Origin of the sequence: Pseudomonas sp. NGC7 (genome assembly GCF_047159675.1) — a bacterium.
GTDB classification, from domain to species: Bacteria; Pseudomonadota; Gammaproteobacteria; order Pseudomonadales; family Pseudomonadaceae; genus Aquipseudomonas; species Aquipseudomonas kermanshahensis.
In genome coordinates, this window is record NZ_BAAFZY010000001.1 from 553201 (window position 1) to 579979 (window position 26779).

Genomic DNA, 26779 nt, shown 5'->3' on the forward strand with positions numbered 1-26779 from the left:
AGGGCCGCCCTTGCCAAGACGAGCGTGTAGATGAAGCGAATGCGTCGCCTGTTGGTTATCGGCTGCTTGTGGCTGCCCTTGATCGCCTTGGCAAGGCCTGAAGCCGTGCCGAGCGTTGCCCTTGAACCCGCGCAACAGCAGTGGTTGGACACCCACCGCAGCCTGCGCGTCGGCCTGGTGCTGCAAGCGCCTTATGCGCAGTTCGACCGGCGCTTGCAGCAACTGTACGGGGCCAACGTCGAGTTGGTGAACGCGTTGGCGCAGGCACTGAGGCTGGACCTCACCTGGCGCAACTTTGCCGACCAGGCCAGCCTCGAGCACGCGTTGCAGGCCGGTGAAATCGATTTTGCCCCCGGCCTTACACAAACCCCGGCAAGCCTGCGCCTGTGGCTGTTCAGCGACCCGTACATGCGCGTGCCGCAGCTGGTGGTCGGCCCACGCACAGGCGCCATGGCCGTCGAGCTGGAAAAACTCGAACCCGATCAGCGCGTCGCGGTGCGCATGCCCAGCCCGTTGGCAGACTACCTGCGCAGCAACTACGGCACGCTCAACCTGCAGGGCGTGCCCAACGAGCGCGAGGCCTTGCAGTTGGTCGTGGGTGGCCAGGCCAGCTACGCGGTGCTCGATGAAGCCCAGCTCAGCCGCCTGTCGCGTGAAAGCGAGTTCGGCGAGCTGGCGGTGGTTGGCGATATTGGCCTGCCGCAGCTGCTGCGGGTGGGTTCGCGGCGCGACTGGCCGTTGCTGGCCGACGTGCTTGAACGTGGCCTGCAGGCCATGCCGGCCAAGGCCTTGGAACAACTTCACCAACGCTGGTTGCAACCCAAGTACCCACGCTTGAGCGAGTCGGCAGGCTTCTGGCAAAACCTCTCCATGCTGTTTGGCATGTTGTTGCTGTGTGCGCTGGTCACGTTGATCTGGCAGCGCCGCCAGCAGCGCCAACTGGAACGTAGCCTGCTGGCCACCCGTGAGAACCTGGCTGAGCGCCAAGTGCGTGAAGAGGCGCTGCGGCTGAGCCAGTTCGCCATCGACCAGAGCACCGTGGGCATTTTGTGGGTCAATTGGGACAGCCATGTCCGTTATGCCAACCATGCCGCAGAGCGCATGCTGGGCTATGGTGAGGGCGCGTTGCTGGAGCGCCCGCTGAGCGACTTTGAGCCCAACTTGAACATGGACCGTTGGTTGGAGCTTTGGCGCGGCGCGCGGGCGGGGGAAGGGGGTGTGGGGCAATTCGAGACCCATTGCCTGCGCGCCGACCTCAGCGTGTTGCCGGTGGAGCTTTCGTTAAGCTTCCTGCGTTTTCGTGATGCCGAGTACCTGGTGGTGTACATCGCCGATGTCACTGAGCGCCACCGCGCACTGGCAGCGCTGCGCGAAAGTGAAGCGCGCCTCAAAGGCATCGCCGGCAACGTGCCGGGGCTGGTGTTCCGGCTGGAACGTGACCCGGCCGAAGGCGACCTGGAGTTCCCCTACATTAGCGAAGGCAGCGAGGCCTTGGTCGGCTACGCACCTGCCGAAATCCAGCACCCGCAGATGGGCCTGCGCAACCTGGTGCACCCCGAAGACCGCAGCGACTATCACCGGGTGCAGGACCTGGCCTTGGCCAGCAACCAGGACTGGTCCTGGCAAGGGCGCATCCTCACGCGCCAGGGTGAACAGCGTTGGGCCGACATCAAGGCCAGTACCCGGCGCCTGGCCGATGGCCGGGTGGTGTGGGACGGTATCGTCTGGGACATCACCCAGGGCAAGCGGGCAGAACTGGCGTTGGCGCGCTCCCAAGAGCAACTGCGCGAACTGTCGGCGCACCTGGAGAGCGTGCGCGAAGAAGAAAAGGCCCGCATCGCCCGCGAAGTGCACGATGAGCTGGGGCAGATGCTGACCGTGCTCAAGCTCGAAGTCTCGATGTGTGAGCTGGCCTTTGCCGAGCTGGATCCGGGGCTTAACGAGCGTTTGTCGAGCATGAAGCGCCTGATCGCGCAGCTGTTCCAGCTGGTGCGCGATGTGGCCACGGCATTGCGCCCGCCCATTCTCGACGCTGGTATCGCCTCGGCCATCGAGTGGCAAGCACGGCGTTTCGAGGCGCGTACACAGATTCCCTGCCTGGTGCAGGTACCGGATAATCTGCCAGCATTGAGTGATGCCAAGGCGACCGGGCTGTTTCGTATCCTTCAGGAGGCGCTGACCAATGTCATGCGCCATGCCCAGGCGCACAGCGTAGAGATCGAACTGGTGCGTGAAGCGGGGCAATTGCGCATGACCGTCAGCGACGACGGCACGGGTTTTTGCCGCGATCAGACCCGGCCCACCTCGTTCGGCCTGGTGGGCGTGCGCGAGCGCGTGCTGATGCTGGGTGGCAGTATGACGCTGGACAGTGAACCGGGCGAGGGCACCAGCCTGAGCGTGGCCATTCCGTTGGAGTAGGAGACCGATCGTGATTCGAGTGCTGGTGGCGGAAGACCACACCATTGTCCGTGAAGGCATCAAGCAATTGATTGGCCTGGCCAAGGACATGCAAGTGGTGGGTGAGGCCGGCAATGGCGAGCAGTTGCTCGAAGCCTTGCGCCATATGCCGTGTGAAGTGGTGTTGCTGGATATCTCGATGCCCGGCGTCAGCGGCCTTGAGGCCATCCCCAGAATCCGCGCCCTGAACGACCCTCCGGCGATCCTGATGCTGTCGATGCATGACGAGGCGCAGATGGCGGCGCGGGCGCTCAAGGCCGGTGCCGCAGGTTATGCCACCAAGGACAGTGACCCTGCCTTGCTGCTGACCGCTATTCGGCGGGTGGCCGGGGGCGGGCGCTATATCGACCCAGCGTTGGCCGACCGCATGGTCTTCGAGGTGGGCCTGACCGAGTCCCGCCCGTTGCACACGCTGCTCTCGGAGCGGGAATTTTCGGTGTTCGAGCGCCTGGCCCAGGGCGCCAACGTCAACGACATTGCCCAGCAACTGGCGCTGTCGAGCAAGACCATCAGTACCCACAAGGCGCGGTTGATGCAGAAGCTCAAGGTGAACTCGCTGGCGGAACTGGTGAAGTACGCCATGGAGCACAAGCTGGTCTGAGTGTTCTGGTTGCGACATGGCCTGACGGTTGGCAATGAGCGAGTACTGTGGGAGCGGGCTTGCCCCGCGAAAGGGCAGGCAAGCTCAACCTCATTGCCTGGGGTGGCGCATTCGCGGGGCAAGCCCGCTCCCACAAGATGAAGTGGTGTGCCTGGGGTCTATTCCAATCCCGCCATTCTTGTAGGGCGATCCCTACACAGAATCTTCCATCTGGATGATGGCATTCTCTCAGTACCCCCGATTTTCGGGCGCTTGCGTCTTGTCTAGTCTTTGCCTACGCAGTCATCCAACAAGAAGGTGCAGGCATGAGCGAGGCGAATTCGAACGCTGCAACCAGCGAAACGCTGGTCAGCTTCCGTGGTGTGCAGAAGAGCTACGACGGCGAGTCGCTGATCGTCAAAGACCTCAACCTGGACATCCGCAAGGGCGAGTTCCTCACCTTGCTCGGCCCGTCCGGCTCGGGCAAGACCACCAGCCTGATGATGCTGGCCGGTTTCGAAACCCCCACCGCCGGCGAGATCCAGCTGGCGGGGCGCTCGATCAACAACGTGCCGCCGCACAAGCGCGACATCGGCATGGTGTTCCAGAACTACGCGCTGTTCCCGCACATGACCGTGGCCGAAAACCTGGCCTTCCCGCTGACCGTGCGCAACCTGAGCAAGACCGACATCAGCGAGCGGGTCAAGCGTGTGCTCAACATGGTGCAGCTCAATGCCTTTGCCAAACGCTACCCCGGCCAGCTGTCCGGTGGCCAGCAGCAGCGGGTGGCCCTGGCGCGGGCCTTGGTGTTTGAGCCACAGCTGGTGCTGATGGACGAACCCCTGGGCGCACTCGACAAGCAGCTGCGTGAACACATGCAGATGGAGATCAAGCATATCCACCAGCGCCTGGGGGTGACTGTGGTGTATGTGACCCACGACCAGGGCGAGGCGCTGACCATGTCTGACCGGGTGGCGGTGTTCCACCAGGGCGAAATCCAGCAGATCGCCGACCCACGCACCCTCTATGAAAAGCCGTGCAACACCTTCGTCGCCAACTTCATCGGTGAGAACAACCGCATCAACGGCACCCTGCTGGCCAGTGATGGCCATCGCTGCCAGGTGCAACTGGCGCGGGGCGAGCGGGTCGAGGCGCTGGCGGTGAATGTCGGCCAGGCCGGCGAGCCGGTGACCTTGTCGATCCGCCCGGAACGGGTGCGCCTCAATGGCCACAGCGAAAATTGCGTCAACCGCTTCTCTGGCCGTGTGGCCGAGTTCATTTACCTGGGCGACCACGTACGTGTGCGCCTGGAAGTCTGTGGCAAGGCCGACTTCTTCGTGAAGCAGCCGATCGCCGAGCTCGACCCGGCACTGGCCGTGGGCGATGTGGTACCGCTGGGCTGGGAGGTGGAGCACGCCCGCGCGCTCGATCCGATTGCCGAAGCCCATTGATGGATTGCTTCACCAACCCTGTACTGTGGAGAGAATAATAATGCACAAGCAGTTGAAACTGACCGCCCTGGCCCTGGGGCTGTTCGCCGCTGGCCAGGCCATGGCGGCCGACCTGACCGTGATCTCTTTCGGTGGCGCCAACAAGGCCGCCCAGGTCAAGGCGTTCTACGAGCCTTGGGAAAAGGCGGGTAACGGCAAGATCGTCGCCGGTGAGTACAACGGTGAAATGGCCAAGGTCAAGGCCATGGTCGACACCAAGAGTGTGTCCTGGAACCTGGTGGAAGTCGAGTCGCCAGAGCTGTCTCGCGGTTGCGACGAGGGTATGTTCGAGGAGCTCGACCCTGCGCTGTTCGGCGATGCAGCCGACTATGTGCCGGGTGCCATCCAGCAATGCGGCGTGGGCTTCTTCGTCTGGTCGACGGTACTGGCCTACAACGCCGACAAGCTCAAGACGGCGCCTACCAGCTGGGCCGATTTCTGGGACACCAAGCAGTTCCCGGGCAAGCGTGGCCTGCGCAAAGGCGCCAAGTACACGATGGAATTCGCCTTGATGGCCGATGGCGTTGCGCCCAAGGATGTGTACAAGGTGCTGGCAACCAAGGAAGGCCAAGACCGCGCCTTCAAGAAGCTCGACGAACTCAAACCCAGCATTCAGTGGTGGGAAGCCGGCGCCCAACCGCCGCAGTTCCTGGCCTCGGGCGACGTGGTCATGAGCTCGGCCTATAACGGCCGGATCGCCGCCGTGCAGAAAGAGAGCAACCTCAAGGTGGTGTGGAACGGCGGCATCTACGACTTCGATGCCTGGGCAATTCCAAAAGGCGCCAAGAACGTCGAAGAGGCGAAGAAGTTCATCGCCTACAGCGTTCAGCCCGAGCAGCAGAAAACCTACTCCGAGAACATCGCCTACGGCCCGGCCAATACCAAGGCCGTCAGCCTGCTGTCGGACGAGGTGAAGAAAGACATGCCGACCACGCCTGAGAACATTGCCAATCAGGTGCAGATCGACGTGGCCTTCTGGGCTGACAACAGCGAGCAGCTGGAACAACGCTTCAACGCCTGGGCGGCGAAGAAGTAAACGACAAGGAGCCGCTACGCGGCTCATCGCCGGCAAGCCGGCTCCCACAGGCCAGGCGTAGCGCCTGAGCCCAACGCTGTATCTGTGGGAGCCGGCTTGCCGGCGATGGCTGCGCAGCAGCCCTGATTTCAGCCGGTTTTTACGGAGTTCGCCATGGCCATTGCAGTGCCCCTCAACGAAGGCGCAGGTCCAAGTCTCAAGCAGCGCCTCAAGCACGCCGAGCGGGTCAACCGCTGGAAGGCGCAGGCGTTGATCGCGCCGCTGGCGCTGTTCCTTCTGCTGGTGTTTCTGGTGCCGATCGCTGCGCTGTTGTACAAGAGCGTCGGCAACCCGGAGGTGGTCGCCGGCCTGCCGCGTACCGTCGAAGCGGTGTCGCAGTGGGATGGCAAGAGCTTGCCCGGTGAGGCGGTATACAAGGCACTGAGCCAGGACCTGGCTGAGTCGCGCAAGAACCAGACCCTGGGCGACCTCTCCAAGCGCCTGAACATGGAACTTGCGGGCTACCGCAGCCTGTTGACCAAGACCGCCCGAGCGTTGCCGTTCAAGGCTGAACCTGCCTCTTATAAAGAAGCACTGCAAACCCTCGATGAGCGTTGGGGCGACCCGGCCTACTGGCAGGCGATCCGCCGCAATACCAGCTCGGTCACCTCGTTCTACCTGCTGGCGTCGCTCGACCACCGTATCGATGACCTTGGCGAGCTGGCCAAGGCCACGCCTGACCAGGCCATTTACCTGGATATCTTTGCCCGCACCCTGTGGATGGGGGTGGTGATCACCGCCATCTGCCTGGTGCTGGCCTACCCGCTGGCGTACTTGCTGGCCAATCTCCCGGCCCGGCAGAGCAACCTGCTGATGATTCTGGTGCTATTGCCGTTCTGGACCTCGATCCTGGTGCGGGTGGCGGCGTGGATCGTGCTGCTGCAGTCGGGCGGGTTGATCAACAGTGCGCTGATGGCCATGGGCATCATCGATGAACCGCTGGAGCTGGTGTTCAACCGCACCGGTGTGTACATCTCGATGGTCCATATCCTGCTGCCGTTCATGATCCTGCCGCTGTACAGCGTGATGAAGGGCATTTCGCCCAGCTACATGCGTGCGGCCATCTCGCTGGGTTGCCACCCGTTCGCCAGTTTCTGGCGGGTGTACTTCCCGCAGACCTACGCCGGTGTTGGCGCGGGCTGCCTGCTGGTGTTCATCCTGGCTATCGGCTACTACATCACCCCGGCATTGCTGGGCAGCCCGAATGACCAGATGGTCAGCTACTTCGTGGCCTTCTACACCAACACCAGCATCAACTGGGGCATGGCGACCGCGCTGGGCGGGCTGCTGCTGCTGGCGACCGTGCTGTTGTACCTGATCTATAGCTGGCTGGTCGGCGCCAGCCGCCTGCGCCTGAGCTGAGGAGCCTTGTCATGCTGAGCCCTTACATGTCACCCGTGGAGCGGGTCTGGTACTACAGCCTGCGCATTCTTTGCGGCTTGATCCTGCTGTTTCTGATTTTGCCGGTGCTGGTGATCGTGCCGCTGTCGTTCAACAGTGGCAGCTTTCTGGTGTACCCGTTGCAGGGCTTTTCGCTGCAGTGGTACCAGGACTTCTTCGGCTCTGCCGAGTGGATGCGGGCGCTGAAGAACAGCATCATCGTCGCCCCGGCGGCCACGGTGCTGGCGATGGTGTTCGGTACGTTGGCGGCGATTGGCCTGACCCGCGGCGACTTTCCGGGCAAGTCGCTGGTGATGGCGCTGGTGATTTCGCCGATGGTGGTGCCGGTGGTGATCATCGGTGTGGCCAGTTACCTCTTCTTCGCACCATTGGGGATGGGCAACAGCTTTACCTCGTTGATCCTGGTGCATGCGGTATTGGGTGTGCCGTTCGTCATCATCACCGTGTCGGCGACGTTGCAGGGCTTCAACTACAACCTGGTGCGCGCGGCGGCCAGCCTGGGCGCTTCCCCGCTGGTGGCGTTCCGCCGGGTGACGCTGCCGTTGATCGCCCCAGGGGTGATCTCGGGTGCGCTGTTTGCCTTTGCGACGTCGTTCGACGAGGTGGTGGTGACGTTGTTCCTCGCCGGGCCTGAGCAGGCGACCTTGCCACGGCAGATGTTCAGCGGTATCCGCGAGAACCTGAGCCCGACCATTGCGGCAGCGGCCACGTTACTGATCGCGTTTTCGGTGGTGCTGCTGCTGACCCTGGAGTGGTTGCGTGGGCGCAGTGAGAAGCTGAGAACCCAGCAGCCTGCTTGATTGATGTTGCCTGTGCCGGCCTCTTCGCGGGCAAGCCCGCGAAGAGGCCGGTACAGGTTGAAACAGCCGCTCGACACGGATTGATACCAATCAGCCTCTACCCGTTCGCCTGAGTTACAATGCGCGCCACCGTGATTCTGACCTACAGGTGCGCCATGCAGCCCTACGCTATTGCCCCCTCCATTCTCTCCGCCGATTTCGCCCGCCTGGGCGAGGACGTCGACAAGGTGCTGGCCGCGGGTGCCGACATCGTTCACTTCGATGTGATGGACAACCACTACGTCCCCAACCTGACCATCGGCCCGATGGTGTGCACCGCCCTGCGCAAGTACGGCGTGACTGCCCCGATCGATGTGCACCTGATGGTCAGCCCGGTCGACCGTATCATCGGCGACTTCATCGACGCCGGCGCCACCTACATCACCTTCCACCCGGAAGCCAGCCAGCACATCGACCGCTCGCTGCAGCTGATCCGCGACGGTGGTTGCAAGGCCGGCCTGGTGTTCAACCCGGCGACCAGCCTGGATGTCCTCAAGTATGTGATGGACAAAGTCGACATGGTCCTGCTGATGAGCGTCAACCCAGGCTTTGGCGGGCAGAAGTTCATCCCCGGCACCCTCGACAAGCTGCGTGAGGCGCGCGCGCTGATCGACGCCAGCGGCCGCGATATCCGTCTGGAAATCGACGGTGGCGTCAACGTCAACAATATCCGCGAAATCGCCGCTGCTGGCGCTGACACCTTCGTTGCCGGTTCGGCCATCTTCAATGCCCCGGACTATCAGGAAGTCATCGCCAAAATGCGCGCCGAACTGGCCCAGGCCCGCCCATGAGCGGCTTCGAGCAGCTGTTCCCAGGGACGCTGCCAAGGCTGGTGATGTTCGATCTGGACGGTACCCTGATCGACTCCGTGCCAGACCTGGCCGCCGCCGTGGACCGCATGCTGCTCGAACTTGGGCGCCCGCCAGCGGGCTTGGACGCCGTACGCCACTGGGTTGGCAACGGTGCCCAGGTGCTGGTGCGCCGGGCGCTGGCCGGGGGCATCGAGCATACCTCGGTGGACGATGCGCTGGCCGAACAGGCGCTGGCGCTGTTCATGGAGGCTTATGCCGAAAGCCATGAACTGACCGTGGTCTACCCCGGCGTGCGCGACACCCTGCGCTGGCTGCGCAAGCAAGGCGTGGAGATGGCGCTGATCACCAACAAGCCCGAGCGCTTCGTCGCCCCGCTGCTCGACCAGATGAAGATCGGTCGCTACTTCCGCTGGATCATCGGCGGAGACACCCTGCCACAAAAGAAACCCGACCCCGCGGCACTGCTGTTCGTCATGCAGATGGCCGGTGTCACGCCGCAACAGTCGCTGTTCGTCGGCGATTCGCGCAGCGATGTGCTGGCCGCCAAGGCCGCCGGTGTGCAGTGCGTGGGCCTGACCTACGGCTACAACCACGGCCGGCCGATCAACGACGAATCGCCGAGCCTGGTGATCGACGACCTGCGTGCATTGCTGCCCGGTTGCGCAGACCCGGCCACTGGGATAACGTTGGCGGACCTTCAAGCCTCACAAGACAGAGAGTCCACCGTGGCGGTTACTGGCAAATTCTGGATGAAAGTCATCAAGGCCCTGGCCCGTTGGCGTTGGCGCGCCTGACTTCTGCTCGCCGGCCGCTGCCGGCCCGTCCGTTTGCCTGACCTTACTGCTGCTTGCCACGAGGCTACTCATGACCCGCGAAGAATTCCTGCGCCTGGCCGCTGCCGGCTACAACCGCATCCCCCTGGCCTGTGAAACCCTGGCCGACTTCGACACGCCGCTGTCGATCTACCTGAAACTGGCCGACCAGCCCAACTCCTATTTGCTCGAGTCCGTACAGGGCGGCGAGAAGTGGGGGCGTTACTCGATGATCGGCCTGCCATCGCGCACGGTGATGCGTGTGCATGGCTACCACGTCAGTATCCTGCAGGATGGCGTCGAGGTAGAGCGCCACGACGTCGACGACCCGCTGGCCTTCGTCGAGTCGTTCAAGGACCGCTACAAGGTCGCGGATATTCCCGGGCTGCCGCGTTTCAACGGTGGGCTGGTCGGCTACTTTGGCTATGACTGCGTGCGCTATGTGGAGAAGCGTCTGGGCGCGAGCCCGAACCCGGACCCGCTGGGCGTGCCGGATATCCTGCTGATGGTGTCTGACGCCGTGGTGGTGTTCGACAACCTGGCGGGCAAGATGCATGCAATCGTGCTGGTCGACCCGGCTGAAGAGCAAGCCTTCGAGCAGGGCAAGGCTCGCCTGGCCGGGTTGCTGGAGACCCTGCGCCAGCCGATTACCCCGCGCCGTGGCCTGGACCTGAGCGGCCCGCTCGCCGCCGAGCCGGAATTCCGTTCCAGCTATACCCGCGAGGATTACGAGAACGCGGTTGGCCGCATCAAGGAGTACATCCTGGCCGGTGACTGCATGCAGGTGGTGCCGTCCCAGCGCATGTCGATCGACTTCAAGTCTGCGCCCATCGACCTGTACCGTGCGTTGCGCTGCTTCAACCCGACGCCGTACATGTACTTCTTCAATTTCGGCGACTTCCATGTGGTCGGCAGTTCGCCTGAAGTGCTGGTGCGTGTCGAGGACAACCTGGTCACCGTGCGCCCGATCGCCGGCACGCGCCCACGGGGTGCGACGGAGGAAGCCGACCGTGCGCTGGAAGACGACTTGCTGTCGGACGAGAAAGAGATTGCCGAGCACCTGATGCTGATCGACCTGGGCCGCAACGACGTGGGCCGTGTGTCCTCGACCGGCAGCGTGCGCCTGACCGAGAAGATGGTGATCGAGCGTTACTCCAACGTGATGCACATCGTGTCCAACGTCACCGGGCAACTGCGTGCAGGCCTTACCGCCATGGATGCATTGCGGGCGATTCTGCCAGCCGGCACCTTGTCGGGTGCACCGAAAATCCGCGCCATGGAGATCATCGACGAGCTGGAGCCGGTCAAGCGTGGCGTTTACGGTGGTGCAGTGGGCTACTTTGCCTGGAACGGCAACATGGACACCGCGATTGCCATCCGCACTGCGGTGATCAAGGACGGCGAGCTGCATGTGCAGGCGGGTGGCGGCATCGTGGCCGACTCCGTGCCGGCGCTGGAGTGGGAAGAAACCATCAACAAGCGCCGCGCAATGTTCCGCGCGGTGGCCTTGGCTGAGCAGACGTCCGCCAAGTAATGCTGGGAATTGGGGGCTGCTGTGCAGCCCCTCGCCGGCATGAGGGAGCGGGTGAACCCGCTTCCTCAGGGCCCAAATCACTCAGAAGTCCAAGCTGACCGCCAAACTCACCCCCTGCTGCGTCAACTCATCACTCTTGCGCCAGTTGTAATTCCCTCGCACATGCACCCCCGCCATCAGCTCATGGCTCAAGCCCAAGCTGGCCCGGGTGAGGTCACTGTGCGGCGTATACCCGGTCAGGGTGAAGTCGTGCGCTGCCAACGTCGTCAGGTGCATCGTCACGTCCTGTTGGTCATCCTCGAACTCGTGCTCCTGGGCAACCTCGGCAAACAGCCGCGTCCCCGTTGCCACCTGCACACTGCCTAACAGCCCGATGCCCAGCCGCCGCGAGGTCCGTTCCTGGTCATCGAAGCCCAGCGCTGTCGAGCGCCCGCTCTTCTCGTCATAACCATCGACCTTGACCCGGGCATAGTCGGCGCTGATGAATGGCGCCAGTTGCCACGGGCTGCTCTCAGCGGCCAGGTTGTAACCCAGCCGGCCCGTCACCGCCCACGCTTCGCCATCGGTATCGCCTTTTTCGCTGCGGTCATTCACGCCCAGTGCGAAGGTGCGTTTGAGGTCGCTGTAGTCCAGGTGCCCGGCCGTCAGTGCAGCATCGGCCCACCAGCGGTCCTGGCGGTATTGGGCGAACGCCGTGGCCAGGTAGCTGTCGAGCTTGTAGTCCGAGTCCTGTTCACCCGCCTCCAGTTTCTGCCGATATACGCCACCCGCCAGGCCCAGGCGCCAGGCATCGTTCAAACGGTAGCTGCCACCCAGGGTCAGGTTGTAGCCGCGGCCGTCGCCGCTGGCCGCGCTGCGCTGGCCGTCAAAGTCCAAGTCCTGCGCGCCGGTGGCGACGAAGGCCTGCCATTGCCCCACGGCTTGCCAGGGCGTTTGCCACTGGTTGCGCAGCTCGTCCTGGTGGGCGCGCAGCGTGGCGTGGGCCATTTCCGGCAACAGGGTCAGTTCCCAGGGGGCGGAGATGATCGAGTAGGCGTAGTCGGCTATCAACTGCTGGCCGGCAATGGTCGGGTGTACCGAGTCGTTGAACAGCAGTTTGGTTGGGTCCGGAGTGGCGCCGTTGATGCCGTAGACCGGGTTTTCGACGCAGCCTTGACCGCTGTAGCAGGTGCCGACCAGGTTCTGGCCGCTGGCCAAGCCGAATTGGGTCGGGCTGGCCAAGGCCTCACCCAGTAATACCGGAATGTTCAGAGGGATGATCTCGGCGTCGATCTGCCCGAGTTGATTGAGCAGTGACTGGTTGAACACGCCCGACAGCAGCGACAGCGGGTTCTGTTGCGGGGTGCCGCTGAAGTTCGGCGTTTGGCCCAGGTCGGGCAGCAACCAGACCATGATGTAGCGGGCGCCGCCTTGTTGCAGGGCCTGGGCGCTGGCAGCCAGCCGGCCTCCAGCCGCGGCGGCATCGGCGGGGCTGTTCACCAGGCCCTGGAGGAAGTCGTTACCGCCACCGGTGAGGTAATAGAGCGCGTTGGGGTCGGCGCGCAGGCCATTGGCCAGGTAGCCGGGGCGTTCACGGAAGACAAAGCCTGGCGCCGGTCCATTGGGGGGGACGATCACTTTCGACGATTCGGTGATCGAATCGAGAATCTGCTGCGTCGTGTAGCCGCCCACTGCCCAGTTGTTGCCATCAGGCCGGATGCCGACCGACGTGGAGGGGTTGAGTTCGTCTTGCCCGATGCCCAGCCGACCGCCAAGAATCATCGGCGAAACCGGCGCGAAGTTACCGTCGGCATCGCGGTTGGTGAAACGCTGGCCTGCCGTACCGCCGGTCAGGTCAGGAAACTGGCCGGCGTCACTCAGGCTGTCGCCAAATACGATCAAGGTCGAATAAGGGGAAGGGGCAGCGAATGCCTGGCTGCAGGCCAGGGCCAAAGAGGCGAGGGTAAAGCGCAACAAGGGAGCTTTTCGCATCAGAGAACATCCTTTTCTTTGTTTTTATGAGGACTACCCGATCGACCATAGCAAATCGCGGGGCTTGTCTCCCAAGTCCATTCGTTTCCCCGTGTTTACAGGCATATTGCGCCCATCGCCCCGGTAGGCTACTGTGCCGGGACGTATGAGCGAGACCTATCCTGTGTTGATCGTCAGCAAACTCTTGATGCGCGTTATCAAGGCCCACGCCCGTTGGCGTTGGCGCGCCTGACTTTATCTCCTGCCGGCCAGCCCGGCCCGTTTCTGTTTGCCTTCTTATCCGTTTCCGAATGCCCTTAGTGGCAATGCCATGCTGCGGGCGGTGTAGGAAGGTTCGTATTCTGAAGTCAGTAGATTCAAGAGGTTTAGCCCGATGTTACTGATGATCGACAACTACGACTCATTCACTTACAACGTCGTCCAATACCTCGGCGAGCTAGGTGCCGAGGTCAAGGTCATTCGCAATGACGAAATGACTATCGCTGAAATCGAAGCCCTCAACCCGGAGCGCATCGTTGTCTCCCCTGGCCCCTGCACGCCGAGCGAGGCGGGTGTGTCGATTGAGGCGATCCTGCACTTTGCTGGCAAGCTGCCGATTCTGGGCGTCTGCCTGGGCCACCAGTCCATCGGCCAGGCATTTGGCGGCGACGTCGTGCGTGCCCGCCAGGTGATGCACGGCAAGACCAGCCCCGTGCTGCACCGCGACCTGGGCGTGTTCGCCGGCCTCAACAACCCGCTGACCGTGACTCGCTACCACTCCCTGGTGGTCAAGCGTGAAACCCTGCCCGATTGCCTGGAGGTCACTGCCTGGACTGCCCATGCAGACGGTACGGTCGACGAGATCATGGGCCTGCGCCACAAAACCCTGAATATCGAAGGGGTGCAGTTCCACCCCGAGTCCATCCTCACCGAGCAGGGCCACGAGCTGTTCGCCAACTTCCTCAAGCAGACCGGCGGCCGCCGCTAAGGATCGAACATGGATATCAAGAGCGCGCTGAGCCGCATCGTCGGTCATCTGGACTTGTCCACCGAAGAAATGAGCGACGTCATGCGTCAGATCATGACCGGTCAATGCAGTGAGGCGCAGATCGGCGCCTTCCTGATGGGCATGCGCATGAAAAGCGAGAGCATCGACGAGATCGTCGGCGCGGTGTCGGTGATGCGTGAGCTGGCCGACAAGGTCGAGCTGAAGAGCCTCGATGGGGTGGTCGATATCGTCGGCACCGGTGGCGATGGCGCCAACATCTTCAACGTCTCCACCGCCTCCTCGTTTGTGCTCGCCGCGGCCGGTTGCCCGGTGGCCAAGCACGGTAACCGTGCGGTCTCGGGCAAGAGCGGTAGCGCCGACCTGCTGGAAGCCGCTGGCATCTACCTGAACCTGACCCCGGTGCAGGTCGCCCGCTGCATCGACAGCCTGGGCATCGGCTTCATGTTTGCCCAGAGCCATCACAAGGCAATGAAGTACGCCGCTGGCCCGCGCCGTGAGTTGGGCCTGCGCACCCTGTTCAACATGCTGGGCCCGCTTACGAATCCGGCCGGTGTGAAGCACCAGGTGGTCGGCGTGTTCACCCAGGCCCTGTGCCGCCCGCTGGCCGAAGTGCTGCAGCGGTTGGGCAGCAAGCACGTGCTGGTGGTGCATTCCAAGGACGGCCTGGACGAGTTCAGCCTGGCGGCGCCGACGTTTGTCGCCGAGCTGAAAAATGGCCAGATCACCGAGTATTGGGTAGAGCCGGAAGACCTCGGCATGAAGAGCCAAAGCCTGCATGGCCTGGCGGTTGAAGGCCCACAGGCCTCCTTCGAGCTGATTCGTGATGCCCTGGGCCGACGCAAGACCGAGAACGGCCAGAAAGCCGCGGAAATGATCGTGCTCAATGCGGGCGCCGCGCTGTACGCCGCGGATCATGCCATGACCCTGGCACAGGGCGTGGAGCTTGCCCATGACGTGCTGCACACCGGCCTTGCCTGGGAAAAGCTGCAGGAGCTGGGTGCCTTCACCGCCGTATTCAAGCTGGAGAACGAAGCATGAGCGTACCGACCGTGCTGGAAAAGATCATCGCCCGCAAAGTTGAGGAAGTGGCCGAGCGCAGTGCCCGGGTCAGCCTGGCTGAGCTGGAGCGCCTGGCCAAGGCCGCCGACGCGCCACGTGGTTTTGCCAATGCGCTGATTGAGCAGGCCAAGCGCAAGCAGCCGGCGGTCATTGCCGAGGTCAAGAAGGCGTCGCCGAGCAAGGGCGTGATTCGCGAGCACTTCGTGCCAGCGGAAATCGCCGTCAGCTACGAGAAGGGCGGGGCGACCTGCCTGTCGGTGTTGACCGATGTGGATTACTTCCAAGGCGCTGATGTGTACCTGCAGGAGGCGCGCGCGGCAGTGTCGCTGCCGGTGATCCGCAAGGATTTCATGATCGACCCCTACCAGATCGTCGAGGCCCGTGCACTGGGCGCTGACTGCGTGCTGTTGATCGTCTCGGCGCTGGATGACGTGAAGATGGCCGAACTGGCTGCCACAGCCAAGGCTGTAGGCCTTGATGTGTTGGTCGAAGTGCATGACGGCGATGAGCTGGAGCGTGCGTTGAAAACCCTCGACACGCCGCTGGTGGGGGTGAACAACCGCAACCTGCACACCTTCGAGGTCAGCCTGGAAACCACCCTTGACCTGCTGCCGCGTATTCCGCGTGATCGCCTGGCGATTACCGAGAGCGGTATCCTCAACCGGGCCGATGTAGAGCTGATGGCAATCAACGAGGTTTACTCGTTCCTGGTGGGTGAGGCGTTCATGCGCGCTGATCAGCCTGGGCTGGAATTGCAGCGGTTGTTCTTCCCTGAGCAGGTGAAGAAGACTGTTCAGCCACTGGACTGATCGAAACGAAGCCGGCGTGACTGCCGGCTTTTTTGTATGCCTGTAATGGCCCTTTCGCGGGTAAACCCGCACCCACAGGTTCTTTGGCACCCTTGTGGCTGTGTTGAACCTGCGGGGATCGATAACAACATCAAAGGTGGATCAATGACCGATCAACCCCTGGCACTGACCGTTGAACAAGGCCTGCATGCCGAACAGGACCTGCTGGCCGCCGTCTGCCGCGGCGAACGCGACAGCGGTGTGCTGTTTTGGCGCCCGACCGACCATGCCCTGGTCATGCCGCGGCGCATGAGCCGCCTGGACAACTTTGAAGCCGCCTGTGCCGAGCTGGCGATCGCTGGCTGGCCGGTGCTGTTGCGTGAGACCGGCGGTGAACCGGTGCCGCAGTCGCATGCCACGGTCAATGTGGCGCTGGTCTATGTGGCGCCGCGCAGTGAAGGTGACCATGGGCGCATCGAAAATGCCTACGAGCGCCTGTGCCTGCCGCTGTGCGAGGTGCTACGCGAGTGGGGCGGGGTGGCTTCGGTGGGCGAGATCGACGGGGCGTTCTGCGACGGCCGCTATAACGTCAACCTCAATGGCCGAAAACTGGTCGGCACGGCCCAACGCTGGCGCCAGGGGCTGGGTGGCAAACGCCCGGTGGTGTTGGTGCATGGCGCGTTGCTGCTGGATAACGAGCGTGAATCGATGGTCGCGGCAGTCAACCGCTTCAACGAATGCTGCGAGCTGGAGCAGCGCTGCCGCGCCGATGCGCATATAGCCTTGCACGAAGTGGCGCCCCAAGCGCCCTGGTTCGAGCGCCTGTCACAGGCTTATGCCAAGGTGCTGGCCGATTTGCCCAAGGACTAACGGGTACCGTAGACCACCATGGTCTTGCCCTTGACCTGCACCAGGCTGCGTTCCTCGAGGTCTTTGAGGACGCGGCCGACCATCTCCCGCGAACAACCGACGATACGCCCAATCTCCTGCCGAGTGATCTTGATCTGCATACCGTCCGGGTGGGTCATTGCATCGGGTTGCTTGCACAGTTCGAGCAGGCAGCGGGCAACACGCCCGGTGACATCGAAGAAGGCCAGGTCGCCAACCTTACGCGTGGTATTACGCAGGCGCTGGGCCATCTGGCCGCCCAGGGCGTAGAGGATGTCGGGGTCTTGACGCGAGAGTTCGCGAAACTTGTCGTAACTGATCTCTGCTACTTCGCATTCAGTCTTGGCGCGGACCCAGGCGCTGCGCTGCTGCTCGCCTTCTACGGGCTCGAAAAGGCCCAGCTCGCCAAAGAAATCGCCATTGTTGAGGTAGGCAATGATCATTTCGTGACCATCGTCGTCCTCAATCAGGATGGTCACCGAACCCTTGATGATGAACGACAGTGTTTCGGCCTTGTCGCCGGCGCAGATAATGTTGCTTTTTGCGGTGTAGCGGCGGCGTTGGCAGTGCACCAGCAGTTTGTCGATGTTCTTGATCTTGGCGGGTAGGGCGGAGGCAACCATCACGAAATCCTGTTCGATACGACGCATAGGTTTCTTATAAAGAGTGTCTGGCAGAACGCGCCAGTCATTTGGCGCCAGCTTATCAGACACTACAGGATGTTTCGGTACTAAACCGACACGTCTTGAGCTTTTCCGACAGCCACACAAGGTCTAAGCTGACACCCTTTTCCGAAAATTAGGAGTCCGGGTAGATGAAGGCACGTATCCAGTGGGCCGGTGACGCGATGTTCCTCGGCGAGTCGGGGAGCGGGCATGTCGTCGTGATGGACGGCCCACCCGAGGCCGGTGGCCGAAACCTGGGCGTGCGCCCGATGGAAATGCTGCTGCTGGGCCTGGGTGGTTGCAGCAGTTTCGATGTAGTGAGCATCTTGAAGAAGTCGCGCCAGGCCGTGGAAAGCTGCGAGGCGTTCCTGGAAGCTGAGCGCGCCAGTGAAGACCCGAAGGTGTTCACCAAGATCCACATGAACTTCGTGGTCAAGGGCCGTGGCTTGAAAGAGGCCCAGGTCAAACGCGCAGTGGAGCTGTCGGCGGAGAAGTACTGCTCGGCTTCGATCATGCTGGAGCGTGCAGGTGTCGAGATTACCCACGGTTACGAGATTGTAGAGCTGGGTTAAGTGCTGGATTGTTGGGGCTGCTTCGCAGCCCATCGCAGGCAAGCCAGCTCCTACAGGCCCGCGCCGTTTTGGAGGCTTGCGTTGAACCTGTAGGAGCTGGCTTGCCTGCGATGGGCCGCGAAGCGGCCCCTGCTATCTTCAGTCACGTAATGCCGGAAGGGCCATTCGCAACCATTGCGGTAAACCGTTTCTGAATACCTGGCTCAACCGCTCCCGCCGCTTCTGGTAAACCAGACCCAGCCAGATAACCCCCAGCCCAATCACCGTCACCACCACCGGGAACAGCAGCGATTCGGCGAATACCTCGTACGACAGGTAGCCCAGGTAAGCCGCCACGCCCAATGCCCCGAACACCATGAACACCGGCCTGCGTAACAGCACGGCGATGCCCATCAGGCCGATATTGATCAGGCAGTAGAGGGCCTTGCCCAATTCGCTACCGCTGTCCACCAGGGTCAACCCGCCCCAGAACGCCGCAAGCCCAGCCAGATACCCCCAGTGGGCGTAGTCCTCACGCGTGCGGCCGTCCACCACCAGAAACACCAGCAGCATGCCCAAGCCGAACCACAGCGACACTTCGCGTCGTTGTTCCCAGCTGAACGGCGAGCCATAGAACCATTCGCTGAGGTCCATCGACATGAACCACAGCGCCACGGCAATGGGCATCATGATGAACGGGAAGGGGATCAGCCTTAGCATGAGCAACCCGGCAATAACCGTTGCTGCTTCCATCATCAGCCAGCCACCCTGCACATAGGTGTAGTACTGGTGATAGGCGGTTTGCCTGTCATCCATCGGCCACCAGCCTACCAGGCGTTCGATGGCGAATACCGCCAGCGGCACGATGCTGACCGCGACCGCCGCCAGTACACCGGCGGCAATCGGCTGGGCGCGCCGCTGCACATTAAGGGCAAACAGGGTTAGCAGGACGATGTACACGGTGGCAATGGCCAGCAGTGCCCGGTCGCCGATCGACATCCAGGCTTCGGTCAGCAGCCAGCCCATGGCGCCCATTATGAGCAAGGCGCCGAAATAGAAGGCGACGTGCGCCAGCTGAAAACTGCCACGTGTTGCCGGTTGCTGGCGCAGAAACTGCAGCAGGGCCTTGTCTTGGCCCGGCTGAAGGATGCCGGCTTGCACGGCACGCGCCAGGTCCTTGGCGCTGAAACGTTCCGTCATGGGGGAGCCTTCAGATGCGGTACGTGCTTTTGGTCATGACCTTGGCCAGCAGGCTCATGCCGAAACGCACAGGGGCAGGGAAGCGATAGCCGCCCGCTTCGAGGGCAGATTCGGCGTGCTGCTCTTCATCGATGCGCATCTGCTCGAGAATTGCGCGGGACTTTTCGTCCTCGTGCGGGATTTGCTCCAGGTGTTCGTCCAGGTGTTTGCACACCTGATGCTCGGTGGCCGCAACGAAGCCCAGGCTGACCTTGTCGCTGACCAGGCCGGCGAGGGCGCCAATACCGAACGACATGCCGTAGAACAACGGGTTGAGCACGCTCGGGTGGCTGTTCAGCTGACGAATGCGCTGTTCACACCAGGCCAGGTGGTCGATTTCTTCCTCGGCGGCGTGCTCCATGGCTTTGCGTACCTGGGGCAGCTTGGCGGTCAGGGCCTGGCCTTGGTACAGCGCCTGGGCGCAGACTTCGCCGGTATGGTTGATGCGCATGAGGCCGGCAATGTGACGGCTCTGGGCGTCGTCCAGGTCGGCATCCGGCTGGACGATGGCCGGGGATGGGCGGGACGGTTGGCCGCTGAAGGGCAGCAAGGTGCGCATGGCGGTATCGGCCTGCAGCAACAAGCGGTCGAGCGGCGAGTAGTGACGTTCGGTAGCCATCGGGCACCTCCGCAAGAGTGTGCCCGACAGTTTACCGCAATAGCGCAAGGGTCGCTTGCCCTGGATCAGCCCGGTGGCCAGTGCATCTGGCGTTGGCCAAGCACGTGCATATGGATGTGGTAGACGGTCTGCCCACCTTGCTCGTTGCAGTTCATGACCACGCGGAAGCCGTCATCGCAACCCAGTTCTTTGGCCAGGCGCTGAGCAGTGAACAGGATGTGGCCGGCCAGGCCTTTATCCTCTTCGGTCAAATCGTTGAGGGTGCGGATGTGCTTTTTCGGGATGACCAGAAAATGCACGGGCGCCTGGGGGGCGATATCGTGGAACGCCAGAACCTGGTCGTCCTCGTAAATGATCTTCGCCGGGATTTCCCGGTTGATGATCCTGGTGAATAAATCGTCCACAGCACTTGCTCCATGGTGAGGGTCCGGGCCGAGTGTACTCAGCCGGGCGCCGCTCGCCCAGTGGCTATTCCATTCCGACCGGGCAGTAACGGCGATGGATTACCCCGGCGAGCTTGCGCACCAGCCAGCGCGGTAGCAGGCGTGGCGCGAACGCCAGCCAGCGATTGCGTCGGCCGGGGGTGATCAGCGTCCGGTTTTTGTCCAGCGCCCGCACGGTGTACAGCGCCACTTCCTCGGGGCTGAGGCAGCGCGTGCTGCCCTCGAGCCGCGGAATGCACCGGCGCGAAGAGCGTACCGGGCCAGGGCAGAGTACCGAGACCTTGATGCCGGTGCGTTTGAGCTCCTCGCGCAATGCTTGGGAGAAACTCAACACATAAGCTTTGCTGGCCGCGTAGGCCGCCATCCAGGGGCCTGGTGCGACGCCGGCCAGGCCTGCGACATTGAGGATCTGCCCGCCGCCCTGTACAGCCATCAGGTTGCCGATGGCATGGCAGAGGCGGCTCATGGCCAGGATATTGACCTCCAGCAGGTCCTGCTCGTCGGCCCACTCGTGGGCCAGGAACGGCCCGTAGGTGCGCAGCCCCGCGCAGTTGACCAGCAGGTCGATTCGCCGCTCACCTTCTTCCAGCTCTAGCACAAAGCCCGAAAGGCGAAGCGGCTGGCTGAGGTCACAGGCGCGGAACAACACCTCGACACCGAAGCGTTGGGTCAGCTCGATGGCCACCGGCTCCACCGTTTCGCGCTGACGTGCCACCAGGATCAGATTGCGCCCGCGCCGTGCCAGCGCTTCCGCCAGGGCCAGGCCCAGGCCGCTGGAAGCACCAGTGATCATGGCGTAACGGGTCATGCAAAGGCTCCTGGGGGCTGAAGAGGGCGCCTAGTGTACAGCTTGGCTGGGCAAGGTGTTGCCTTTTGCTACAAGGCCTGAACGCGAATACCCTGGCAGCGATCCAGGGCTTCCCGGTACTCGCTTTGCAGGCGTTCGATCAGCACGCGGGCGTCCGGCAGGTCATGGATATCGCCCACCCCCTGGCCTGCCGACCATACGGTTTTCCAGGCCTTGGCTTCGTCGTCGATCGGCTTGAGCTTGCCCAGTTCGTGGCCACTCTTGAGTGCGTTCATGTCATAGCCCGCCTGCTCCAGGCTCGGGCGCAGGAAACTCGCCGGCACACCGGAGACCGCCGGGGTGTGGACGATATCCACGGCATGGGCATCGAGCAGCATCTGCTTGTAGGCATCCTGCGCCTGGCTTTGCGCGGTGGCAATGAAGCGGGTGCCCATGTATGCCAGGTCCGCACCGAGCAGTTGTGCCGCGAGAATTTCATGGCCATGGTTGATGCAGCCCGCCAACAGCAGGGTCTTGTCGAAGAACTGCCGGATTTCGGCCACCAGGGCGAATGGGCTCCAGGTACCGGCATGGCCGCCGGCACCCGCCGCGACGGCGATCAAGCCATCGACGCCGGCCTCGGCGGCTTTCTCGGCATGGCGGCGGGTGGTGACATCGTGGAACACCAGGCCGCCGTAGCTGTGCACGGCATCGACCACTTCCTTCACCGCGCCCAGGCTGGTGATGACGATGGGTACCTTGTGCGCTACACACAGGGCAAGGTCCGCCTGTAAGCGCGGGTTGGTCGGGTGCACGATCAAGTTCACCGCATAGGGGGCCGGTGCTTGCAACTGTGCCAGGCCTGCCTCGATCTCTTCTAGCCAAGCCTTGAACCCGGCACTGTCGCGCTGGTTCAGCGCCGGGAAGCTGCCCACCACGCCACTGGCGCAGCAGGCCAGCACCAGGCTCGGGTTGGAAATCAGGAACATCGGTGCTGCCACCACGGGCAGGCGCAGGCGTTGTTCGAGCGAGGCGGGCAATGACATGGCAAGGCTCCTGTAGGGGGTTACCGTCAGAACGGTTTGACCACCACGAGAATTACGATACCCAGCAGGAACAGCACCGGGACTTCGTTGAACCAGCGGTAGTAGACGTGGCTGCGGGTATTGGCGCCGCTGGCGAAGCGTTTGCGCTGCGCGCCGCACATGTGATGGTAGCCGGTCAGCAGGATGACCAGGGTGAGCTTGGCGTGCAGCCAACCTTGGCTCAGCCAGCCCGGGGTCAGGTAGAGCATCCAGGCGCCGAACACATAGGTGGCGATCATGGCCGGGTTCATGATGCCGCGGTACAGCTTGCGCTCCATGGTCACGAAGCGGTCCTGGCTGATGCTGTCCTGGCTCTGGGCGTGGTAGACGAACAGCCGGGGCAGGTAGAACAGGCCGGCGAACCAGCAGACCACGCTGACGATATGCAGCGCTTTGATCCATAGGTAAAGCATTGAGGGAGTTCCTTCAGGTTTTCACGGTCGTCAGATAGTAGTGGTCAAGCGCCCGAAGGGTCACCCGAAGAGTTGTTACAGGCGGCTTGCGCCCCTATTATCGTGCGCTTTCCAGTGGGCTCGTTGATAAGGGGCAAGCGTTATGATCAAGGTCGGTATCGTCGGCGGCACGGGTTACACCGGCGTCGAACTGTTGCGTCTGCTGGCGCAGCATCCACAGGCCGAAGTGGCGGTCATCACTTCGCGCTCCGAGGCGGGCGTGGCGGTAGCTGACATGTACCCGAACCTGCGCGGCCACTATGACGGCCTGGCGTTCAGCGTGCCGGACAGCAAGGCCCTGGCGGCGTGCGACGTGGTGTTTTTCGCAACGCCCCATGGTGTCGCCCACGCCCTGGCAGGCGAACTGCTGGCGGCCGGCACCAAAGTGATCGACCTGTCTGCCGACTTCCGTCTGCAGGATGCTACCGAGTGGGGCAAGTGGTACGGCCAGCCTCATGGTGCGCCAGAACTGCTCAAGGACGCCGTCTATGGCCTGCCTGAAGTCAACCGCGAAAAAATCCGCCAGGCACGCCTGATTGCGGTCCCGGGCTGCTACCCGACGGCCACCCAGCTGGGCTTCTTGCCACTGCTGGAGGCTGGCCTGGCCGACCCGTCGCGCCTGATTGCCGACTGCAAGTCGGGTGTCAGTGGTGCCGGGCGTGGCGCTGCAGTGGGCTCGCTGTTCTGTGAGGCTGGCGAGAGCATGAAAGCCTATGCGGTCAAGGGCCATCGCCACCTGCCTGAAATCAGCCAAGGCTTGCGCCTGGCGGCGGGCAAGGATATTGGCCTGACCTTCGTGCCGCACCTCACGCCCATGATCCGGGGTATTCACGCCACCCTGTACGCCACCGTGGCAGATACGTCGGTCGATCTGCAGGCGCTGTTCGAGAAGCGTTATGCCGATGAACCGTTCGTCGATGTGATGCCCGCTGGCAGCCACCCGGAAACCCGCAGCGTGCGCGGTGCGAACGTCTGCCGTATCGCTGTGCATCGTCCGCAGGGCGGTGATCTGGTGGTGGTGCTGTCGGTGATCGACAACCTGGTCAAGGGCGCGTCGGGCCAGGCGGTGCAGAACCTGAATATCCTGTTCGGCCTGGACGAGCGTATGGGCCTGTCCCACGCGGGCCTGCTCCCCTAACAGGGTAAGCTGGCACAGGGGCCCGCCGTGTGCGGGCCTTTTTGTGGGCGCGACTAAAGCCGCACAATTCTTGACCATTTTTCTCGGAGAAGCGGATAATGCGCGTCATCGAGTTTTATGGCGGCAACTGCGCCGGGAGAATCAGCATGAGCGTCGAAACCTTCACCCCTACCGGTCTGGAATTCACCCAAGGGGCAGCCCAAAAGGTGAAGACCCTGGTCAACGAGGAAGGCAATGAGCGTCTGAAGTTGCGTGTGTTCGTGACCGGCGGTGGCTGCTCGGGCTTCCAGTATGGTTTCACCTTCGATGAAGATGTGGCCGAAGATGACACCATCGTCGAGCGTGAAGGCGTGTCGCTGGTGGTCGACCCGATGAGCTTCCAGTACCTGGCAGGTGCCGAAGTGGACTATCAGGAAGGCCTGGAAGGCTCGCGCTTCGTCATCAAGAACCCGAACGCCGCCACCACCTGCGGCTGTGGTTCTTCGTTCTCGATCTGATCACGGGCTGTACGAAAACGCCGCGCATTTGCGCGGCGTTTTGCATTCTGGCGGGGTGTTAAGCGGGGTAGATGGCGCCAAGCACGCGCAGCCCACGGGCCGCTGTCACGCTGGGGCGGTTGGCTGGAATGCCTTCCAGGCAGCAATGCGCAAGCCAGGCAAAGGCCATGGCCTCTACCCAGTCCGGGTCGACGCCATGCGCTGCGGTGCTGCCCACCTGGGCACCTGGCAACAGTTGGGCAAGCCGGCGCATCAGTGTGCCGTTGCGGGCCCCGCCACCGCACACCAGCAGTGCCTCAGTGCCTTGCTGCGCAGTGCACAGTGATTCGATGATGCTGCGCGCGGTCAGCTCCAGCAGGGTCGCCTGCACATCTTCGGCACGGTAGGGTGGTAGCTGGCTCAGGTGGCTGTGCAGCCACGCCAGGTTGAACACTTCGCGGCCTGTGCTCTTGGGGCCGGCGCCTGCAAAGAACGGGTCGCGCAACAGCGCCGCAAGCAAGTCCTCGATCACCACGCCACTCGCCGCCCAGGCGCCGTCAGCATCGTAATGCTGGCCGCGCGAGTGCTCGATCCAGGCGTCCAGCAGCACGTTGCCCGGCCCACAGTCGAAACCATGCACCGGCGTGTCGTTGGCAATCAGGCTGAGGTTGCTGAAGCCGCCGACATTAAGCACGGCGAGCCGTTTGCCCAGGTGGCCGAAGAGCGTTTCGTGAAAGGCCGGGACCAGCGGAGCCCCTTGCCCGCCAGCGGCTACATCCCGGCGTCGGAAGTCGCCGATCACGCTGATCTGGGTAAGCTCGGCAAGCAGCGCCGGGTTGCCAATTTGCACCGTGAAGCCGCGGGCGGGTTCATGGCGGATTGTCTGGCCATGGCTGCCGATGGCGCGGACAGCGTTGGCTTGCAAGCCCTGGCTCGCGAGCAGGTGGCCGATGCCTTCGGCTGCCAGGCTGGCCCAGCGGTTCTCGGCCAATGCAGCACGGGCAATCTCGTCAGGGCCGCTGGCGCAAAGGCTCAGCAAGTCCTGGCGAAGGTCGGTAGGCATGGGGATGTAGTGAGTGGCGAGCAGTTGAGGCTGCTCGCGCTGTTCGATCAGGGCGATGTCCAGGCCATCTAAGCTGGTACCGGACATGACCCCCAGATAAAGCGCCATGGCTTAGCGCTTGTTCGCTGCGAGCATGGTGGCCTTTTCCTGATCCATGCGGGCGATCAGTGGCTGGCTCTGCTGCAGGAAGCGTTGGCGTTCGGCCTTGGCGATCGGGTCGGACATCGGCACTTTCTGGCTCAGCGGGTCAACGTGAACGCCGTTGACCTGGAACTCGTAATGCAGGTGTGGGCCTGTGGAGAGGCCGGTGGTGCCGATGTAGCCGATGATCTGGCCCTGCTTGACCGAGCCGCCGGTCTTGATGCCTTTGGCAAAGCCTTGCATGTGGCCGTAAAGGGTCTTGTAGCGGTTGCCGTGCTGGATGATCACGGTATTGCCGTAGCCGCCACGGCGCCCCGCCAGTTCGATACGGCCGTCACCCGCTGCCTTGATCGGTGTGCCGCGGGGGGCGGCATAGTCGACGCCTTTGTGGGCGCGGATCTTGTTCAGAATCGGGTGTTTGCGGCCAGCGGAGAAGCGTGAGCTGATGCGGGCGAAGTCCACCGGGGTACGGATGAACGCTTTGCGCAGGCTGTTGCCATCGGCGGTGTAGTAGCTGGTATTGCCTTGTTTGTTGGTGTAACGCACCGCAGTGTAGGTTTTGCCGCGGTTGGTGAAGCGTGCAGAGAGGATGTTGCCGGTGCCAACCACCTTGCCATCCATGACTTTCTGCTCGTACACCACGTCGAATTCGTCGCCCGGGCGGATGTCCTGGGCGAAGTCGATGTCGTAGCCAAGGACGCGAGCCATGTCCATGGTCATGCTGTGGGAAAGGCCGGCGCGTTGGGCGGAGGCCGACAACGAGCTCTTGATCACGCCATGGGCATAGGCCGTGCGGACCACGGGCTTGCTGATTTCGCGGTTGAAGGTGTAGCCCTTGGCGTTTTTGGTCAGGCGAATGGTTTCAAGGTTGCTGACCTTGCTGTGGAGGTTGGTCAGCTGGCCGTCCTTGTCGAGCTCGAACTGCAGCACCTGGCCGTGCTTGAGCTGGCTGAACTGCTTCGCCTGCTTGTTGCTGGCCAGCACCTCATGAACCGCGCTGGCTGGCAAGCCGACCTTGGCGAACAGGGTGGAGAGGGTGTCGCCACGCGCTACGGTGACTTCGCGGTGGCCGGGCTGCTTGGCGGCCTCGGCTACCGGTGCTGCTGCAGGCTTTTCCTGTTCAGCTTTCTCGGTGGCCGACTCGGCCTCTTCGATCTGGGCGAACGGCGAGCTTTGCTCAGCGTCAGCCTGCACCAGCGGCGCGGCCTTGGATTCTTCTTTCAGTTGCTCGACCGGGCTTTCCAGTTCGAGGTTGAGGGTGGTTTTCTTGGCTTCGACTTCGCTGGAGGGAAATACCAGCAGTGCCAGGCTGAGCAGGGCGGCGATGCCGCTGGCGGCCAACAGATGGCTTTTCGGATAAAGCGGGGGCGCTTTAGGCGGTTCGTTGGTCATAGGTAAGGTGACTTTTTGAAGAAAAGTGAATATG

Annotated in this window: 26 protein-coding genes; 16 read left to right on the forward strand and 10 right to left on the reverse strand. The window is 62.8% G+C overall.

From position 1 onward, the window contains the following. The first annotated feature begins 30 nt into the window (after nt 1-30). The 9 genes from ACMCNM_RS02445 (at nt 31) to trpE (ending at nt 11000) form a co-directional block, all read left to right on the forward strand. Entirely contained in the window at nt 31-2418 is a 2388-nt protein-coding gene (locus ACMCNM_RS02445; RefSeq protein ID WP_412763885.1) for a PAS domain S-box protein, read from the forward strand. Nucleotides 2419-2425: 7 nt separating this feature from the next. Then, nucleotides 2426-3058 carry a response regulator transcription factor gene (locus ACMCNM_RS02450; RefSeq protein ID WP_172960400.1) on the forward strand — a complete coding sequence of 211 codons (633 nt, stop codon included), beginning with the start codon at nt 2426-2428 and terminating at the stop codon, nt 3056-3058. 305 nt (nt 3059-3363) lie between these two features. Continuing rightward, complete coding sequence (locus ACMCNM_RS02455) at nt 3364-4488, forward strand: ABC transporter ATP-binding protein (protein ID WP_027594396.1); 1125 nt, start codon at nt 3364-3366, stop codon at nt 4486-4488. 40 nt (nt 4489-4528) lie between these two features. Continuing rightward, nucleotides 4529-5563 carry an ABC transporter substrate-binding protein gene (locus tag ACMCNM_RS02460; protein ID WP_027594397.1) on the forward strand — a complete coding sequence of 345 codons (1035 nt, stop codon included), beginning with the start codon at nt 4529-4531 and terminating at the stop codon, nt 5561-5563. Nucleotides 5564-5716: 153 nt separating this feature from the next. Further along, nucleotides 5717-6964, forward strand: coding sequence for an ABC transporter permease (locus ACMCNM_RS02465; protein WP_027594398.1), 1248 nt, complete (start codon nt 5717-5719; stop codon nt 6962-6964). Between the two features lie 11 nt (nt 6965-6975). Continuing rightward, nucleotides 6976-7803 carry an ABC transporter permease gene (locus ACMCNM_RS02470; RefSeq protein WP_099428183.1) on the forward strand — a complete coding sequence of 276 codons (828 nt, stop codon included), beginning with the start codon at nt 6976-6978 and terminating at the stop codon, nt 7801-7803. 155 nt (nt 7804-7958) lie between these two features. Next, nucleotides 7959-8633: a ribulose-phosphate 3-epimerase gene (gene rpe / locus ACMCNM_RS02475; RefSeq protein ID WP_099430855.1), complete on the forward strand. Its 675-nt coding sequence runs from the start codon at nt 7959-7961 to the stop codon at nt 8631-8633. Further along, nucleotides 8630-9448, forward strand: a complete 819-nt coding sequence (locus ACMCNM_RS02480; RefSeq protein WP_412763886.1) for a phosphoglycolate phosphatase — start codon at nt 8630-8632, stop codon at nt 9446-9448. The genes rpe and ACMCNM_RS02480 overlap by 4 nt, the downstream gene beginning before the upstream one ends. A 70-nt stretch (nt 9449-9518) precedes the next feature. Continuing rightward, nucleotides 9519-11000 carry an anthranilate synthase component I gene (gene trpE / locus ACMCNM_RS02485; protein ID WP_412763887.1) on the forward strand — a complete coding sequence of 494 codons (1482 nt, stop codon included), beginning with the start codon at nt 9519-9521 and terminating at the stop codon, nt 10998-11000. Between the two features lie 81 nt (nt 11001-11081). On the opposite strand, the gene estP is transcribed toward trpE, so the two are convergent. Continuing rightward, entirely contained in the window at nt 11082-12971 is a 1890-nt protein-coding gene (gene estP / locus ACMCNM_RS02490; protein ID WP_412763888.1) for an esterase EstP, read from the reverse strand. Nucleotides 12972-13344: 373 nt separating this feature from the next. Here estP and ACMCNM_RS02495 point away from each other — a divergent pair, with 373 nt between their 5' ends. From ACMCNM_RS02495 to ACMCNM_RS02510, 4 genes are all read left to right on the forward strand, one after another. Then, nucleotides 13345-13938, forward strand: coding sequence for an aminodeoxychorismate/anthranilate synthase component II (locus tag ACMCNM_RS02495; protein ID WP_027594404.1), 594 nt, complete (start codon nt 13345-13347; stop codon nt 13936-13938). A gap of 9 nt (nt 13939-13947) precedes the next feature. Continuing rightward, nucleotides 13948-14997: an anthranilate phosphoribosyltransferase gene (gene trpD / locus ACMCNM_RS02500; RefSeq protein WP_027594405.1), complete on the forward strand. Its 1050-nt coding sequence runs from the start codon at nt 13948-13950 to the stop codon at nt 14995-14997. Further along, a complete protein-coding gene (trpC, locus tag ACMCNM_RS02505) occupies nt 14994-15827 on the forward strand; it encodes an indole-3-glycerol phosphate synthase TrpC (RefSeq protein ID WP_412763889.1) in 834 nt (277 codons plus the stop codon). The genes trpD and trpC overlap by 4 nt, the downstream gene beginning before the upstream one ends. Nucleotides 15828-15971: 144 nt before the next feature. Continuing rightward, nucleotides 15972-16676, forward strand: coding sequence for a biotin/lipoate A/B protein ligase family protein (locus ACMCNM_RS02510; RefSeq protein ID WP_186681377.1), 705 nt, complete (start codon nt 15972-15974; stop codon nt 16674-16676). On the opposite strand, the gene crp is transcribed toward ACMCNM_RS02510, so the two are convergent. Then, a complete protein-coding gene (gene crp, locus ACMCNM_RS02515) occupies nt 16673-17317 on the reverse strand; it encodes a cAMP-activated global transcriptional regulator CRP (protein WP_027594408.1) in 645 nt (214 codons plus the stop codon). The genes ACMCNM_RS02510 and crp overlap by 4 nt on opposite strands. 191 nt (nt 17318-17508) lie before the next feature. Between crp and ACMCNM_RS02520 the strand changes: the two genes are divergently transcribed. Further along, nucleotides 17509-17931 (forward strand): OsmC family protein, encoded by a 423-nt coding sequence (locus ACMCNM_RS02520; protein ID WP_027594409.1) that lies wholly within the window; start codon nt 17509-17511, stop codon nt 17929-17931. A 138-nt stretch (nt 17932-18069) separates the two neighbouring features. On the opposite strand, the gene ACMCNM_RS02525 is transcribed toward ACMCNM_RS02520, so the two are convergent. The 6 genes from ACMCNM_RS02525 to hemJ all read right to left on the reverse strand — a co-directional run bounded on the left by ACMCNM_RS02525 (nt 18070) and on the right by hemJ (nt 22496). Next, nucleotides 18070-19110, reverse strand: a complete 1041-nt coding sequence (locus tag ACMCNM_RS02525) for a DUF2157 domain-containing protein (RefSeq protein ID WP_412763890.1) — start codon at nt 19108-19110, stop codon at nt 18070-18072. Nucleotides 19111-19120: 10 nt separating this feature from the next. After that, nucleotides 19121-19768, reverse strand: coding sequence for a 2-polyprenyl-3-methyl-6-methoxy-1,4-benzoquinone monooxygenase (gene coq7, locus ACMCNM_RS02530; protein ID WP_027594411.1), 648 nt, complete (start codon nt 19766-19768; stop codon nt 19121-19123). 65 nt (nt 19769-19833) lie between these two features. After that, complete coding sequence (locus ACMCNM_RS02535; RefSeq protein ID WP_027594412.1) at nt 19834-20172, reverse strand: histidine triad nucleotide-binding protein; 339 nt, start codon at nt 20170-20172, stop codon at nt 19834-19836. Between the two features lie 64 nt (nt 20173-20236). Further along, the gene (locus ACMCNM_RS02540; RefSeq protein WP_186681381.1) at nt 20237-21019 is read right to left on the reverse strand and encodes an SDR family NAD(P)-dependent oxidoreductase; all 783 of its coding nucleotides are present in this window, start codon (nt 21017-21019) and stop codon (nt 20237-20239) included. Between the two features lie 68 nt (nt 21020-21087). Beyond that, nucleotides 21088-22044, reverse strand: coding sequence for an NAD(P)H-dependent flavin oxidoreductase (locus tag ACMCNM_RS02545; RefSeq protein ID WP_412763891.1), 957 nt, complete (start codon nt 22042-22044; stop codon nt 21088-21090). Between the two features lie 26 nt (nt 22045-22070). Next, entirely contained in the window at nt 22071-22496 is a 426-nt protein-coding gene (gene hemJ / locus ACMCNM_RS02550) for a protoporphyrinogen oxidase HemJ (protein ID WP_027594415.1), read from the reverse strand. A 142-nt stretch (nt 22497-22638) separates the two neighbouring features. Between hemJ and argC the strand changes: the two genes are divergently transcribed. Next, the gene (argC, locus tag ACMCNM_RS02555) at nt 22639-23673 is read left to right on the forward strand and encodes an N-acetyl-gamma-glutamyl-phosphate reductase (RefSeq protein WP_008089527.1); all 1035 of its coding nucleotides are present in this window, start codon (nt 22639-22641) and stop codon (nt 23671-23673) included. A gap of 146 nt (nt 23674-23819) precedes the next feature. Next, entirely contained in the window at nt 23820-24170 is a 351-nt protein-coding gene (erpA, locus tag ACMCNM_RS02560) for an iron-sulfur cluster insertion protein ErpA (RefSeq protein ID WP_099455778.1), read from the forward strand. Between the two features lie 58 nt (nt 24171-24228). Here erpA and ACMCNM_RS02565 read toward each other — a convergent pair whose 3' ends face one another. Both ACMCNM_RS02565 and ACMCNM_RS02570 read right to left on the reverse strand, forming a co-directional pair. Next, a complete protein-coding gene (locus ACMCNM_RS02565; RefSeq protein ID WP_186681387.1) occupies nt 24229-25320 on the reverse strand; it encodes an anhydro-N-acetylmuramic acid kinase in 1092 nt (363 codons plus the stop codon). A gap of 3 nt (nt 25321-25323) precedes the next feature. Beyond that, a complete protein-coding gene (locus tag ACMCNM_RS02570) occupies nt 25324-26745 on the reverse strand; it encodes a peptidoglycan DD-metalloendopeptidase family protein (RefSeq protein ID WP_412763892.1) in 1422 nt (473 codons plus the stop codon). Nucleotides 26746-26779 lie beyond the last annotated feature (34 nt).

What these genes read in the sequence shown, in the direction of transcription:
- ACMCNM_RS02445 (WP_412763885.1), top strand. Translation starts at nt 31, where the DNA reads ATGAAGCGAATGCGTCGCCTGTTGGTTATCGGCTGCTTGTGGCTGCCC.
- ACMCNM_RS02455 (WP_027594396.1), top strand. Translation starts at nt 3,364, where the DNA reads ATGAGCGAGGCGAATTCGAACGCTGCAACCAGCGAAACGCTGGTCAGC.
- ACMCNM_RS02460 (WP_027594397.1), top strand. Translation starts at nt 4,529, where the DNA reads ATGCACAAGCAGTTGAAACTGACCGCCCTGGCCCTGGGGCTGTTCGCC.
- ACMCNM_RS02465 (WP_027594398.1), top strand. Translation starts at nt 5,717, where the DNA reads ATGGCCATTGCAGTGCCCCTCAACGAAGGCGCAGGTCCAAGTCTCAAG.
- ACMCNM_RS02470 (WP_099428183.1), top strand. Translation starts at nt 6,976, where the DNA reads ATGCTGAGCCCTTACATGTCACCCGTGGAGCGGGTCTGGTACTACAGC.
- rpe (WP_099430855.1), top strand. Translation starts at nt 7,959, where the DNA reads ATGCAGCCCTACGCTATTGCCCCCTCCATTCTCTCCGCCGATTTCGCC.
- ACMCNM_RS02480 (WP_412763886.1), top strand. Translation starts at nt 8,630, where the DNA reads ATGAGCGGCTTCGAGCAGCTGTTCCCAGGGACGCTGCCAAGGCTGGTG.
- trpE (WP_412763887.1), top strand. Translation starts at nt 9,519, where the DNA reads ATGACCCGCGAAGAATTCCTGCGCCTGGCCGCTGCCGGCTACAACCGC.
- estP (WP_412763888.1), bottom strand. Translation starts at nt 12,971, where the DNA reads ATGCGAAAAGCTCCCTTGTTGCGCTTTACCCTCGCCTCTTTGGCCCTG.
- ACMCNM_RS02495 (WP_027594404.1), top strand. Translation starts at nt 13,345, where the DNA reads ATGTTACTGATGATCGACAACTACGACTCATTCACTTACAACGTCGTC.
- trpD (WP_027594405.1), top strand. Translation starts at nt 13,948, where the DNA reads ATGGATATCAAGAGCGCGCTGAGCCGCATCGTCGGTCATCTGGACTTG.
- trpC (WP_412763889.1), top strand. Translation starts at nt 14,994, where the DNA reads ATGAGCGTACCGACCGTGCTGGAAAAGATCATCGCCCGCAAAGTTGAG.
- ACMCNM_RS02510 (WP_186681377.1), top strand. Translation starts at nt 15,972, where the DNA reads ATGACCGATCAACCCCTGGCACTGACCGTTGAACAAGGCCTGCATGCC.
- crp (WP_027594408.1), bottom strand. Translation starts at nt 17,317, where the DNA reads ATGGTTGCCTCCGCCCTACCCGCCAAGATCAAGAACATCGACAAACTG.
- ACMCNM_RS02520 (WP_027594409.1), top strand. Translation starts at nt 17,509, where the DNA reads ATGAAGGCACGTATCCAGTGGGCCGGTGACGCGATGTTCCTCGGCGAG.
- ACMCNM_RS02525 (WP_412763890.1), bottom strand. Translation starts at nt 19,110, where the DNA reads ATGACGGAACGTTTCAGCGCCAAGGACCTGGCGCGTGCCGTGCAAGCC.
- coq7 (WP_027594411.1), bottom strand. Translation starts at nt 19,768, where the DNA reads ATGGCTACCGAACGTCACTACTCGCCGCTCGACCGCTTGTTGCTGCAG.
- ACMCNM_RS02540 (WP_186681381.1), bottom strand. Translation starts at nt 21,019, where the DNA reads ATGACCCGTTACGCCATGATCACTGGTGCTTCCAGCGGCCTGGGCCTG.
- ACMCNM_RS02545 (WP_412763891.1), bottom strand. Translation starts at nt 22,044, where the DNA reads ATGTCATTGCCCGCCTCGCTCGAACAACGCCTGCGCCTGCCCGTGGTG.
- hemJ (WP_027594415.1), bottom strand. Translation starts at nt 22,496, where the DNA reads ATGCTTTACCTATGGATCAAAGCGCTGCATATCGTCAGCGTGGTCTGC.
- argC (WP_008089527.1), top strand. Translation starts at nt 22,639, where the DNA reads ATGATCAAGGTCGGTATCGTCGGCGGCACGGGTTACACCGGCGTCGAA.
- erpA (WP_099455778.1), top strand. Translation starts at nt 23,820, where the DNA reads ATGAGCGTCGAAACCTTCACCCCTACCGGTCTGGAATTCACCCAAGGG.
- ACMCNM_RS02565 (WP_186681387.1), bottom strand. Translation starts at nt 25,320, where the DNA reads ATGGCGCTTTATCTGGGGGTCATGTCCGGTACCAGCTTAGATGGCCTG.
- ACMCNM_RS02570 (WP_412763892.1), bottom strand. Translation starts at nt 26,745, where the DNA reads ATGACCAACGAACCGCCTAAAGCGCCCCCGCTTTATCCGAAAAGCCAT.